The 13,755-nt window shown below is 52.9% G+C and carries 11 protein-coding genes; 4 read left to right on the forward strand and 7 right to left on the reverse strand.

Features of this window, described 5'->3' with window-relative positions; all coding sequences use genetic code 11:
* Positions 1 to 28 precede the first annotated feature (28 nt).
* The 4 genes from ACR1UW_RS00120 (at position 29) to ACR1UW_RS00135 (ending at position 5,958) form a co-directional block, all read left to right on the forward strand.
* Positions 29 to 1,036: an LCP family protein gene (locus tag ACR1UW_RS00120; RefSeq protein WP_498934180.1), complete on the forward strand. Its 1,008-nt coding sequence runs from the start codon at positions 29 to 31 to the stop codon at positions 1,034 to 1,036.
* 241 nt (positions 1,037 to 1,277) lie between these two features.
* Positions 1,278 to 3,725, forward strand: coding sequence for an SH3 domain-containing protein (locus tag ACR1UW_RS00125; RefSeq protein WP_033009503.1), 2,448 nt, complete (start codon positions 1,278 to 1,280; stop codon positions 3,723 to 3,725).
* A gap of 217 nt (positions 3,726 to 3,942) precedes the next feature.
* Positions 3,943 to 4,620: an SH3 domain-containing protein gene (locus ACR1UW_RS00130; protein ID WP_498934182.1), complete on the forward strand. Its 678-nt coding sequence runs from the start codon at positions 3,943 to 3,945 to the stop codon at positions 4,618 to 4,620.
* A 3-nt stretch (positions 4,621 to 4,623) separates the two neighbouring features.
* The gene (locus ACR1UW_RS00135; protein ID WP_033009504.1) at positions 4,624 to 5,958 is read left to right on the forward strand and encodes a SpoIID/LytB domain-containing protein; all 1,335 of its coding nucleotides are present in this window, start codon (positions 4,624 to 4,626) and stop codon (positions 5,956 to 5,958) included.
* 144 nt (positions 5,959 to 6,102) lie between these two features.
* On the opposite strand, the gene ACR1UW_RS00140 is transcribed toward ACR1UW_RS00135, so the two are convergent.
* From ACR1UW_RS00140 to ACR1UW_RS00170, 7 genes are read right to left on the reverse strand one after another with little or no spacing between them, the layout of a single operon-like run.
* The gene (locus ACR1UW_RS00140) at positions 6,103 to 7,359 is read right to left on the reverse strand and encodes a glycosyltransferase family 4 protein (protein WP_011232627.1); all 1,257 of its coding nucleotides are present in this window, start codon (positions 7,357 to 7,359) and stop codon (positions 6,103 to 6,105) included.
* Positions 7,356 to 7,622, reverse strand: coding sequence for a hypothetical protein (locus tag ACR1UW_RS00145; RefSeq protein WP_013146451.1), 267 nt, complete (start codon positions 7,620 to 7,622; stop codon positions 7,356 to 7,358). The genes ACR1UW_RS00140 and ACR1UW_RS00145 overlap by 4 nt, the downstream gene beginning before the upstream one ends.
* Entirely contained in the window at positions 7,619 to 8,701 is a 1,083-nt protein-coding gene (locus tag ACR1UW_RS00150; RefSeq protein ID WP_014196795.1) for a glycosyltransferase, read from the reverse strand. The genes ACR1UW_RS00145 and ACR1UW_RS00150 overlap by 4 nt, the downstream gene beginning before the upstream one ends.
* The gene (locus tag ACR1UW_RS00155; RefSeq protein WP_014196796.1) at positions 8,698 to 9,813 is read right to left on the reverse strand and encodes a glycosyltransferase; all 1,116 of its coding nucleotides are present in this window, start codon (positions 9,811 to 9,813) and stop codon (positions 8,698 to 8,700) included. The genes ACR1UW_RS00150 and ACR1UW_RS00155 overlap by 4 nt, the downstream gene beginning before the upstream one ends.
* Positions 9,814 to 11,202, reverse strand: a complete 1,389-nt coding sequence (locus tag ACR1UW_RS00160; protein WP_050367834.1) for an O-antigen polymerase — start codon at positions 11,200 to 11,202, stop codon at positions 9,814 to 9,816.
* Positions 11,203 to 11,214: 12 nt separating this feature from the next.
* The gene (wecB, locus tag ACR1UW_RS00165) at positions 11,215 to 12,273 is read right to left on the reverse strand and encodes a non-hydrolyzing UDP-N-acetylglucosamine 2-epimerase (RefSeq protein ID WP_011232632.1); all 1,059 of its coding nucleotides are present in this window, start codon (positions 12,271 to 12,273) and stop codon (positions 11,215 to 11,217) included.
* A 32-nt stretch (positions 12,274 to 12,305) separates the two neighbouring features.
* Positions 12,306 to 13,754, reverse strand: a complete 1,449-nt coding sequence (locus ACR1UW_RS00170; protein WP_033009507.1) for a lipopolysaccharide biosynthesis protein — start codon at positions 13,752 to 13,754, stop codon at positions 12,306 to 12,308.
* Position 13,755: the final 1 nt, after the last annotated feature.

The raw sequence follows: 13,755 nt of genomic DNA on the forward strand, positions 1-13,755 counted from the left end.
ACACCGTAAAGGAAAGAAGGGTTAAACGATGAATCATACAAGAAAAACGGTGAAAAAGCGAAAGAAAAAAAAGCGGCTCCGCCGATTATTTTTGCTCGTGTTTCTTCTTTTGCTCGGGGGTGTCGGCGCCTTTGGCTACAATATTTACTCCGAGACGAAACAGGCGTCAAGCAAAATGTATCAAGCGCTTGATCCATCAAGCAAGCCTGCAAGAAATATTGAAATGCGCAAAGATCCGTTTACCGTGCTGTTAGTCGGAGTGGAAAACCAGTACCACGACGAGGAGGGGCGGTCTGATGTCGTCATGCTTTTGACCGTCAATCCGAAGACGAACAAAGTGTATTTGTTGAGCATTCCGCGCGACACGCGCGTTTACATCCCGAGCGAAGGGCGGAAAGACAAAATCACCCATTCCTACAGCTACGGCGGCATTCAATCGACGATTGCAGCCGTCAATGAGCTGATCGATGTACCGATTGACTATTACGTGACGACTGATTTTGAAGGGTTCGAAAAAATTGTCGATTCCCTCGGCGGCGTCACGGTAGATGTTCCGTTTACATTCAAAGCTCAGCTGACAGGTTCGCTCAAATGGCATACGTTCCATAAAGGCAAACAAGAGTTGAACGGCAATGAAGCGCTCGCCTATGTGCGCATGAGAAAATCGGACCCCCGCGGCGACTTTGGCCGAAACGAGCGGCAAAAACAAGTCATTCGTGCCATTATTGACAAAAGCACGTCCATCACCTCGCTGCCGAAGCTGGATGACATCATCGCCGATTTAGGGGATCACGTGCGGACGAACATCCCTCCGGCCGATTTGTTGTCGTTCATCTATGTCTATCAAAAAATGAAAAACGTGGACGTACAAAATCTGCATCTAGAAGGATACGATGAAACGATCAACGGCGTGTACTACTACATCCCCGACGAGCAATCGGTCAGCTCAATCAATGAAACGCTGCGGCAAGCGCTCGAGACGTCCAACGCCTCCCTCACGCGCAGCGATTCACCATCCACACAAAACCAAAATTAACGATCACAAAGAAGGTGCTCCCAAAAGCAATGGGGCGCCTTTTTCCATTTACAGCGTATATCATGCCGCAATGATGATGAAAGAACACAACTTTTCATGTCCTCTGCTTTTTTTCTCTCTTTTTCAACAAAACTTTTCATTTTTTCTCATAATAGGACTGAATTCGGGTTGGATAAAACGGCAAAATTCGCTATGATAGTATAGAAAACGCAAACTTGAGAAAAAAGGGGGGATCGAATCCTTGAAAAAAACGCTTCTTTCCGTCTTGTTGGTGACTTGCCCGCTGTGGCCGTCGGCCGCCTTGGCCGCCGATGGAAGTCCGTCCTCATCCTCACCGACACTCATGGTCGCTGAGCATAACGCTTTGCTGAGGAGAGGAGCGACGGATTCCTATCAAATCGTCGAATCCATTTCCGCTGGCCAACAAGTAAAGGTCATCGACAAGTTCCAAAACGCTGCTGGCGAAACGTGGTATCGCATCGAATATAAGGGCATCACGGGCTGGGCGCGGGCAGACGACTTTTCTGAAGCGCATGTCTCTTCCGCCTTCCCTAACGTGATGTTCGCCAAGCAAGACTCGTTGCTGAGAAGAGGGGCAACCGATTCATATCGATCCGTTGGTTCGATTCCCGCTGGCCAACAAGTGAACGTCATAGACGAGTTTCAAAATGCCTATGGTGAAACGTGGTACCGCATCGAGTACGGAGGCGTCACCGGCTGGACGCGTGCGGACAGCTTTTCCAACCAACCGCCTTCCATGCTCGTCGGAAAGCGTGCGGTGATCGCCGCCAACGACATCGCGATGCGCAAGGGGGCATCCCCTTACTATCCGGTCGTCAAAACACTGTCTAACGGCGATGTCGTCTCCATCATTGCCGAGTTCACCAATTCGCTCGGGGAACAGTATGTGCGTGTGGAGTGGGCGGGAGTCAAAGGATGGGTGAAAACGGAACAGATCTACATACCCAAACAGCTTCCGACACTTTTGCCGACATTCATGAACGTTGTGCAGTCCTCCCCGGTTCGCCGCGGGGCGAGCGTCCATTACCGCGCCGTCGCCACAGTGTCACGCGGTCAATCTGTCAAAGTGATCGATTTGTTCGTCACAAATGGTCAGGAACTTTGGTGCCGCGTTGATCTCGGACATGTCCGGGGATGGGTGTCGGAAAAAGTGTTGACGATGTCATCAACCATGTCGGTTCCAAGCGGTGTCTCGGATACGTCCAGCGTCTCAGGCCAGCCGCTGACGGTCAGCGTTTCGGTCGCCAATGTGCGGCAAGCTCCATCTTTAAAAGCAAAAGTCGTCACCCAACTGAAAAAAGGAACCAAACTGAACAGCCTGTCAAGCGCCAAAGATGCGTCGGGAGCGCTTTGGTACAAAGTGTCCCTCAATGGAAAAACGCTCGGCTGGGTGCACAGGACGGTCGTAACCAAATCCTACCTTTCCCCACCAGCCAGCCAGGGGATGCAAAAGCAGGTGACCACCGCTAATGCGGCGCTGTTTGCCGAACCTTCGTTGAGCGCCGCCGTCATCGAGCGGATTGCGAAAAACCGAACGGTCACGGTTTTGAAGACGACAGAAGCATCTCCGTTCGACTGGGTGCAAGTCACCTCTGCATCGGGGAAAACGGGATGGATGCCGGTGTTTGAAGTAAAAGCCCCATCCTACGTATACGTCAAACAGGCGGGCACTCCGCTGCGCCGAGGTGCCTCTTCGAACTATCAATCGTTGAAGGCGTTGGCAGCGAATGAGCGGCTTGCTGTCCTTTACGAATATCATGGATGGCTGAATGTCGAAACATCCAATGGCGTCCGCGGATGGGTGGAGGAATCAAGCACCTCTACCGTCGCCTTAAATAGTCTCGTTGAACCGACGTTTTCGACCATCAACGAAGATGCCTATTTGACGTGGAAAAAAACTTCTAATTTCCGCGTCTCCTATTCGTTGTTGCCGGGCAATCGTCTGAAAATCACCGGCTCGTTTTCCTACGCTGAAGTCCCGTCGACCGACATTCCAGGCATACAAACGGTGGAGTGGAACGGCAGCAGCCTGCTCATCACCTTTGAACCGGGGTACACGTTCACCCTGCGCCATTACAGCGACCGATTGGCGCTGAAAATTCTCGAGACCGGACTCAAGGGCAAAAAAATCATCATTGACGCAGGGCATGGGGCGCACGACACCGGGGCGATCGGCCCTGGCGGCACGCGGGAAAAAGATATTACTCTCGACACCGCCTTATTGCTAAAAGAAGAATTGGAGCGGGCCGGAGCGATCGTGAAATTGACGCGAAGCACCGACATCTTTTTGGAGCTGTCTGAACGGACATGGATCGCCAACAGTTCCGACTACGACGCCTTTATCAGCATTCACGCCGACTCGTACTCGCGGACATCTCGCGGAACGACAACGTACTACAACGTATCGAGCAACTTCAATGGGCCAAAAAGCAAGCAGTTGGCCGCCATCGTGCAAAAACATCTTGTCCAACAGCTCGGAACATATGACCGCGGCCATAAAACGCAAGACTTTTACGTCAACCGGAAAAACGAGCTGCCGAGCATTCTCGTTGAGCTCGCCTTCATCTCCAATCCAAATGAAGAGGCGCTGCTCAAAACGAAAGCGTTCCGCCAAAAAGCGGCCGTCGGCATTCGCGAAGGACTGGAAGAGTATTTCAGCCAATTCTAGTTTGTTCGCGTTCGGAGAATAATAGCATGAGAAGGCCGGTAATGCAACGGATTGCAAAGCTTTACGACGGAGTTCGTCAAACTGAGAAACATGGCAGCATCGCGTTTTCATTCCTTGCGATTCCTCATGAACCGAGCGAATCCGTTGTGTTTCACCGGCCTTTTAGGAAAGCTATTATTCTCCTTTCTTTCCATATCCAAAAACGGGGGAGATGAACATGATGAAACGAAAAGCCAAATGGGCCGTTGCTGCCAGCCTAGCGGTCGGAATGACGGCAGGCGCCCTCTTGTTTACGCCATCGGCGATGAAAGCATCGGAAGAAGTCGTGTTAGCGAGCGTCGACTGGGTGACTTCCCAGCTCAACCCGATGAAAAACGACATTGCCAACCTGAAAGCACAACTGGCCGCCCAGCAACAACAAATTCAACAACTTCAACAACAACTTGCTAGCAAACCCGCTTCGCCTTCTTTGCCTTCTGTCGTCTATGTAGCGAAAAACAAGGCGGCCGTCCGCAGCGGAGCGTCAACGAGCTACCGCGTCATCACTTATAAACAGGCAGGGGCTTCACTGCAAGTGGTCGGGGCGCACCTTACTTCCCAAGGATTGTGGTACAACATCATCCTCTCCTCATCGTTGAAAGGTTGGATTTATTCCGGCGATGTCTCGACATCCGCCGTCAGCAGCGACAGCACCAAGCACGTCATCGCCACGGCCGCGGTCAATATTCGAAAAGGAGCGACGACTTCTTATCCGATTATTGCGACCGTTCCAAAAGGGACAGAGATGGTCTATATTCAGCCGTTTACCAACAGCAAAGGGGAGAAATGGTACAACGTGCAACTGTCTGATGGGCGTCGGGGTTGGATGGCCGCTGAATTTGGTGAGGTGAAGTAGACGGTGAAAAAATTGGCGTGGTTGGCCGTCGGCCTGTTTTTGCTCATCGTCTCTCCTTCCGCGTCGAACGCCGCTGGGGTGAAAACGTACAACAATCCCGTGCAAGTCCTTTTATATAAAGGGACATCGGTGACAGTCGCCGTCGAAGGAAACTATCAAATCGTCAATAAAGAGACGTTGACGATTACCCCGTTGCCAAGCAAGACAAATTTGACATTTCGGTCTTCCTCTTCGACCGTGTTTGTCACGTACAATGGAAAGACGGATTTTTCAAGCACCGGATTTACTATTCAAGAAACAATCGGCGCGGCGCCGTTGTCCCTTGTCAAGGTGAACCAAACGCGGTATCGGGGAAGCGTCGACATTCGCCTGCAAAACAGCGCCTTGTATGCTGTCAATATTTTAGATATGGAAGATTATTTAAAAGGAGTCGTGCCGAGCGAGATGCCTGCCTCTTGGCCGCTTGAGGCGCTGAAGGCGCAAGCCATTGCAGCCCGAAACTATGCCTATAAACATAAAACAAGTTTGACGACCAATCCAAACACACAGACGTATAAAGGATATGATGGAGAATCTCCACGATCGAACGCGGCAGTGGATGCAACAAGAGGATTGTATCTGAAATATAATGGCAGTATCATTGAAACGTATTACCACTCGACAAGCGGCGGCAGAACCGCCAATGTAAGCGACGTCTGGAACTCGTCGCAAACCGCCTACCCATATTTGGCGAGCGTCGATGACCCGTATGAATCATCGCCGTACAGCCGATGGTCATTCACCTTCTCCCCAGCTGTGCTGTTGCGTTCGTTCGGGTTCACCGATCCATCGGTTGTTTTATACGACGTCTCGATCGCCAAAACCGGCGCGAACGGAGAAGTGGGTGCCGTCACGATTGAAACCTCGGCAGGCGAAAAAACGGTGAAAGGCAATGAGACGACCATCCGCAAACTGTTCCCGCTAGACGGCAATCAATTTTACGGCATCTTGCCGTCCAACTGGTTTGACATTCAAGTGCAAAAAAGCGGTCCATTCGTGTCGATTCAAACGGCCAGCGGCAACATCGCCGCCTCTTCCTTGTCATCTTACTCCGTCCAAACAGGGAACGGAACCGTTTCGCTCGCCGGCGTCGAAGGAATCAAGGTGCAAACAACGGATGGCATCGTGCCGCTTTCCGCCTCGCCGTCAGGGGTTAGCTCGATCACTGTCACTGGAAAAGGATGGGGGCACCGGATCGGCATGAGCCAATACGGAGCAAAAGCATTTGCCGAGCGTGGATGGACGGCGGAGCAAATTTTAGAGCATTACTTCCGCGGGGCGGAAGTCTCGTTCGAGTGAAAGCATGACGATTGTGAAGGAAAACATCACTCGCATTCCAACACTCCCGACGCGGTCGGAAAATATCTTTCCAAATGGAAACATAGCCGCTTTTCACATAAAGGAAAGGGCATCCTGCTTATGAGCGGGACACCCTTTTCTTTTTTATTGTTCCGTCGGCCAAACGGATTCGCGTTTTGTTTCATCGCCAAGGGCGTGAAGCAAATCGTCGACAATGCGAATCCATGAGTATTGCTCCACCGCCAACTTGCGCCCATTTTCCGCCATCTTTTCGTATTCCTCGCTCGGAAGGCAAAGCAACTCGAGAACCGCTGCAGCGATCTGTTCAGGATTTTCTGGAGGAGCGATTTTTCCGCAATGATATGTTTCTAAAATCTCAGCGCTCTCCCCTTCGCCGCAATACAGCACCGGGGTTCCGGTGGCGATCGCCGGGAAAATTTTCGACGGCCTTGCCCCTTTAAACAAATCGATGTTGCGCAGCGAAACGATGCTGTAATCGGTGATGGAGAAAATCTCCGGCATCTTCTCAACCGGAACGGATCCGTAAAACGTCACATTGTCAAGGCCGAGCTCTTCTTTTAACGCCATCAGCTTTTCTCGCTCTTGGCCGTCGCCGACAAACAGGAAATGCGCCCGTTCATCTTTTGCTTTGACGATGGCCGCCGCCCGCAGCACCGAATCGAGCCCTTGGGCGTATCCCATCGTTCCGGCGTACGTAAACACCACTTTTCCTTCGAGCCCTAATTCCGCAAGCAGCTTCTTGTTTTTCGGCAGCGGGCGAAACACATCCGTGTTGACGCCGTTCGGCAATAAAAAGACATCCTCGGGCGCCTTCCCTTGCTCAATCATATAATCGCGAATGCCTTCCGTCGCGGCGGCGATTTTCCAAGCCTTCCGGTATAAAAACAGCTCGAGCCATCTCGCCATTCGGATGAACAGCCGATTTTTCAAAATGCCGAGCTCAACGGCCGATTCCGGCCAAATGTCAGCGACGTTGAAGACAAACTTCGCCCGTTTCAACTTCGCGCCCACGTACCCGGTGATCCCTAAAAACAACGGCGGGGAATTGCAAATGATCACATCCGTCGGCTTCGCTTTCACAAGCAGCGAATAAAACGAGCTGAACGTAAACGAAAAATACGAAGCGAGCCGTTTCCAAAAGCTCCCCTTTGGCGACGGATAAATCCATGTCCGATGAACGGGAATGCCGTCCCATTGTTCGAACAAATAAAACAGGCCGCGGTATGGCTTGGGGATGACGCCGTGCGGGTGATGCGGGAACGCCGTGAGCACTTCCACTTGATGCCCCCGTTTGATCAGCTCCTTGCTCACCTCATACACACGAATTTGCGGTGCGCCTGTTTCCGGCGGGAAGTGTTGGCATAGGTAAATGATCCTCATGGCCCGCTCCACACCACTTTCCCAAAAAATCGCAAACGAACGTTCCATTTCGAGCGCCAAGAGGCGAGCGCAAACGAGGCGTGGAAAAGGGGAAACGCCCCCCTGGCATCGTCCCGCTGTCCTTGGATGGATAATCGTTGCCGCGAACCGACGGTCATCATGAGCTTGCCAACGGAAAGCCGCCGGCTTCGCGACTTAGCCTCCGCTTTCGGCAACAAACGAGCACCAACCGCGGCGGCTGATATGACGGCTTTGTTCCTCATCGACTCCCTCCACCGCCTTTCAACGTTTGCTCATACAATCGGATCATGCGCATCGCATTTTCCGTCCAATCGTAATGTTCATGGACATGGTTGACGCCGTTTTCCCCCATTCGTTGCCGCAGCCTCTCATCAAGCAGCAGCCGTTCGAACGCCTCCGCCAGCTTTTCCGGACTGTTTTTCGGCACGATCAACCCCGTTGTTCCCTCACGGACGACTTCCGGCAGCCCGCCGACGTTGGAGACGACAACGGGAACGCCGCACGCCATCGCCTCGACGGCGGCAACGCCAAAACTTTCGCTGTCTTCAGTCGAAGGCACGGCGAAAATATCCATTTGATTGATATACAGCGGCACTTGTTCGTTCGGAACTTTGCCGGCAAACGTCGTCACGGATTGGATGCCGAGGCGGGCGCACAGCTCCTCGTATTCACTCCGCTGCGGCCCGTCGCCGACGATCAACAGCTCCGTTTGCGGATGCCGCTCGTGCACAATGGCAAACGCCCGAATCAAATCGGCGATCCCGTACTTGTCGGAAAGAGCTTTCACCGTGCCGATCGTCACGGTCCGTTTCGGCTGTTTCGGCAACGGTTTGAAGCGGGCGACATCAACACCAAACGGCGTCACTTCGATCGGTTTGTCCGTATACTTTCCGGTTTCTTTCGCCATCACACGGCTTGTCGAACAAATGACATCCGCACGCTGGAATGTATATTCAAGCATCCGTCGGTTCCAACGATTGGCATTCGGAAACTGATACACGTCGCGCCCCCAGACGGAGACGTAAAACGGATGATACCCCGCAAGCGCCCCGATCAACCCGTAGCTGGAGGCATAATGGGCGTGCAAAATATCTGGTCGAAACGAAGCGAGCAGCCGCTTTAATGAAAAGACAGTGGAAAAATACGACAACTTCCCCGGCAGCCATTTCGGCAGCACGACTGTCTCGACTTCTTTCGCTTGCTCCGGCCCGTAATGGTCTTTAAACGTCACGACTTTCACATCAATGCCTTGCGTTTGGTAAAAGCGGGCCCACTTATGCGTATGGATCGATTTGCTTGGAGCCAATAAGGCGACTTTCATCGGAGGCCCCCCACCAACGTTTCTTTCACCTTTTCCACTCTCGCTTCCCACGAATGTTTCGCCATAAACGTCTGCTCAATGCGCAAGCGGCACTCCTCGAGCATGTCCGCCATCTTGGCGATCGCTTCTGCCATCGACGACGGGTTGTCGTCGCAAATGACGCCGTACCCATCCGCTTCAATCAGCCGCTTTTGCGCTGAGCAAGCGGTGGCGACAATCGGCAGGCCGCTCGACAGATAGTCAACCAGCTTGACGGGAACGGAAAAATCATTGTACTCGCTCCGCCGCCGCGGGATGAAGGCGAAATCCATCTCCGCATACAAACGGTCGAGCGCTTCGCCGCTGACGTGCTCGACGCGCACTTGCAAGGCGGCAAGCTCTTCTTTCACCGCAAGCGGCTGCCGCTCGTACTCGTCTTTTCGGCAGACGACGGTGAGCGAAACAAGCGGCTTGCGGCGGTTTGCCAAGCGAATCGCCTCGAGCAGGAGCAAAAGCCCATAGTCGGCATTGTTGATGCCGCCAACATAAATGGCATTCAGCGGCTGTTTCGCCGTCCCGAACCGCTGAAACGGCTTTTGCTTCCCACCCGGCGGCAAATCAACCATCGGGCGGCGGATCGCGACATATGTTCCCATTTCGAGGCTCGGCAAAAAGATGACATCGCAGTACCGCTCGTAAAACCGTTCTTCCCAACGGTACATCATTTGCATGGCCGCTTTTTTCCAACCACGGAGCGGATACAAATCAGGAAACTTCCAATAGACGTCGCGGTAAAAGACGCCGATCGGAACGTTGCGGGCTTTCAAGTAGCGGAGAACGTCCCGGTCGACGAACGGACGTTGCGGCCGGTGTCCTGGGTCAGTGAGCCAAAGCGGAATCGTCTGGTTTTCCATATAGCAAAACCAGACATCATCGAGCTTGCCTTGGCTGCGGAGCTCTTGAAATTGCTTCTCCCGCTCGGCTGACGTGCCGGCGATCAGAAGAACGTCCACTCCCTCTTTCGCTCCCCAACGCAAAAACGCCTGATGCATTTCATACGGCCGCAGCTTTGACCCGCTGTTTCGTTCCGCGGCGAGTGAAAACGGGTAATAAATCAATACGGTTTTCATCATTCATCCCTCATCAGTGATTCGCCTTTTCGTTGCAAACCATGCCCGTAAATCCCCCTGCACCCGCAGCCATAACGCCATTCCGCCAAACAACGCCACGATCAGCACCCAGGTCGGATTGAACAAAAAATCGGTGAACCCACCGACGAGCGTGCGGGGGATGTTAACGGAAAAATAAACGAACAAACTTAAAAACAAAGGATTTTTTGGCAGCCGTAGAAACCCAATGTACAACAGCTGCGTCACGACACCGACATACAGCGTGCCGATGACGATTCCAACGTAGCCAAAGTTCGCATACGCCTCAGCGACAAAGAGCGTATTGAGCACCCCTCCCGTTCCATCCTCGATCCGCTCCGGGAACACGTGCGCCATCACGAGGCGGGCGGAGCGGACGTTCTCGACGTCAAACAACCCTGTTAAAATCGAGGGCAAGCTTTTTCCATAAAGAAATGGCAGCGCTTCGCCGAACAAATTCAAATGAAGAAACGTCGGCGCGATTTGCGCCAAAATCATGCGGCCGATCGGGCCCTTGTTGTAAGACAAAAAGGTCGTGGCATCTTGCACCCCTTGAATGACGATGTACATGCCGACGAGCACCGCCGCCCCCACTCCCCCATACAGCGCCAGTTTCACCGCCGACAGCCTTGTTTTTCCAATGTAAATGCGAATGAGGAAAAACATCATCACATAAAAGAAAATCGGCGATTTGGCCAAATCATACACATTGACGAACACCGCCCCGACAAACAGACAGATAAACAGTAGCTTCCACCGCCACTCGTGCGTCAGCTCGGCAAACAAATAAGCGATAAACGACAAAAGCGGCGTGAGCGTAATGGCAAAAATATTGCGAACGAGCACGTTTCCGGCAAAATGGCGCGACGCCTCAATGCGCAACGCAGCCAAGCTCTCATCCGTCCCTGTCAAGAGCGCAAACACCGGAATCGTCGGCGTTTTCCAAATCATATACGCAATGGCGGCAAAACTGAGCAGCGACAGCGCCAAAAACGCATAAAACACTTGGCTGCCCGTCGCTCCGGCCAACGGGGAAAGCGGCTTTTGCAAATAGGCGCGAAACTCCTGCCTGGCTTCAAATCCGCACAGCCTTGAAACGACCACCATCGACAGCGGGAACACGATCATAACGAAGCTGACGACGAAAAACCCGATCTGCCGGTATTCCTCGGGCCGAAACAACTTGCGAATCATGTAGTAATCATCCATTCCCAATGCGATCAGCAGCGCGCCGATGAAGCTCGACAGAAGGAACGAGTAATAGTACACAATCGACACGAGATTCGGTGCCTTCCATGAAAGCGTCCCCGCTGCATAGCGAAACATCAAGGTGGAGGCGACAAGAACAATCAACCAGATCAACACGTCCAACATGCCGACGCACCCTTATCGCTGTCCGATCGCCGCCACGATTTTCTCCGCCGCATGCCCATCGCCAAAGACGTCCGCATAAACAGGGGCGACTTCCTTGTGGACCGCCGCGACGATCTTCTCGCGGTCCGTGCCGGTTAAGATGTTCGCCCCGCCTTTGAGCGTTTCCACCCATTCGGTTTGTTCGCGCACCGTCACGCAAGGCACGCGCAAGAAATACGCCTCCTTTTGCACGCCGCCTGAATCGGTGATGATTTTTTTCGCGCCGCTCTCTAGCCGAAGCATGTCCAAATAACCGACCGGATCGATCAGCCGAAGCCCTGGAATCGCCGAAGCGTCCAAGCCGTACTCTTCAAGCTTATGCCGCGTCCGCGGATGAATCGGCCACACTTTCGTCCCGTCGATGTCCGCAAAAGCAGCCAAAATGGCTTTCAATTTGTCGGGGTCATCGGTATTTTCTGCTCGGTGAATGGTAATCAAGTAGTAGGATTGTTCCGCCAGCGACAAATCAGCCAAAATCGTCGATTGGCGCTGTGCGAGCTCCTTGTTGTACAAAATGGCGTCATACATGACGTCGCCGACATTCCAGACGTTTCGCGTAATATTTTCTTTTCGTAAATTTTCCACGGCCGTCTCCGTTGGACAAAATAAGAGCTCGGAGACATGATCGGTCATGATGCGGTTGATTTCTTCCGGCATCTGCTTGTTGAAGCTGCGCAGCCCGGCTTCGACGTGGATGACCGGAATGTGCAACTTCGAAGCGACCAACGCGCCGGCGAGCGTCGAGTTCGTATCGCCATAGACGAGCACATAATCCGGTTTTTCTTGCATGACAATTTCTTCAATTTTCATCAGCATTTCGCCCGTTTGCTTTCCATGGCTGCCTGAACCCACCCCAAGATAGTAGTCAGGCGTCGGAATATTCAACTCCTCAAAAAAAATGGCCGACATATTCGGGTCATAGTGCTGCCCGGTATGGATCAGCACTTCGGTATATTGTTTTCGCAAGACGCGCGAGACGGGGGCAGCCTTGATAAACTGCGGTCTGGCGCCTAACACGGTGGCGATTTTCATCCGAAACACCTCCTAGATCAGATGAGCGGTTATCAAGTATTTTGCGCATTTTCATCCTCGATCGTGCGCACCGGACGGCGCAAATCACGATCAACCCGGCTGGCAAAGAGCGTGGCGGCAAACAAGCCCCAACCAGCGAGCACCCAGCCGTCAGCAAGCGACGCCTGCTGAACGTAGACGATGACGATGAGGGCGAGCAATGTGCCGACCAAAACCAAAGCCATCTTTTTCCATGACACTGGCACAGGATACACTTGCTGGCTTTTGCGAAAAATGAAAGCCACAGCGACAATATACGTAATGAGGCTGGCCGCGACCGCCCCCCAGCTGAGCCAAAGCGGCACCAACACGGCGTTCAACGCAAGATGAAGAAGCGCCGCTAGCGTGAACACCCGTGAAATATAGCCGGTTTCCTTTGTCAAAAACAAGCCGGTGGAAACAATCAGATAATAAAAGTTCAAAAACGTGACGGCCGATAAAAACGGGATATAGGACGCTGCATCGCGATATTCCGGTTTGAAAAAGGTTTCCACAAGCCACGGGCTCGCCGTGGCGATCAAAAGCAGCCCAAACGCTCCAATGAGCAAAAGCGCCATATACACTTTCGCAAACAGCGCACGGCTTTCCGGCCGGTCTTTCATCGACATCGAATACGGACGCCACGCCATCTGCACGCCGCTCGTGATGAGCGTGATCACGGTCGCGAGACGCAAGGCAACCCCAAACACCCCGACTTCCTCCAACGACGCAAACCGTTGGATGAAAAACGTGCTGACGTTGGCGATCACCCAAAAGGCGAGCGAAGTCGGCACGAGCGGGGCGGCGTAGGCAAGCAGCTCCTTTAACACGTCAAAGCGCACGCGCCACACCATATACTTTACGGTCAAATGCAGCATCAACAAAAACACGAGCGCGCTGCTCACGAGCCGGCCGATGAGCAGCCCTTCCGGCGTCGCCGCGAACCACCGGAGCGCCGCATACGACAGCACAGCGACAAGCAGCATTTTCACGAGCGTCCAAATCACGACTTTTTTCGTCTGAAATTCAAACCGCAGCACCGTCGTCGCCATGACGAAAATCGTATCGAGCAGCAACGTCGCGATACTGATGTACAGCAAATCGACATAGCGAGGTTCTTGAAACAGCGCGCCTGCGATCCACGGACCGGCCAAAACGACAGCCAAAAATAAGATGGCGACGACAAACAGCCGGAAGTACATGACGTTGCGCACATACAAAAGGCGCTTCTCTTTGTCGTCCGTGTCGTAATAGTAAAAAGAGAGCGCCGAATCCGTACCGAAAATGACGAGAAATGTCAGCATCGACGTCCATTGGTCGATCAAGTAGACCGCCCCGTACTGCGCCTTTGACAAATAGCTTGTATAAATCGGCAGCATCAAAAAGGCAATCAGCTTCGTGCCGACGTTCATAAACGCGTAAAGGAGCGAATCCGCTCCTAAACGCTTGAATGCCGAGAACAAT

The sequence above is a fragment of the Geobacillus lituanicus genome, assembly GCF_050994965.1.
GTDB classification, from domain to species: domain Bacteria; phylum Bacillota; class Bacilli; order Bacillales; family Anoxybacillaceae; genus Geobacillus; species Geobacillus stearothermophilus.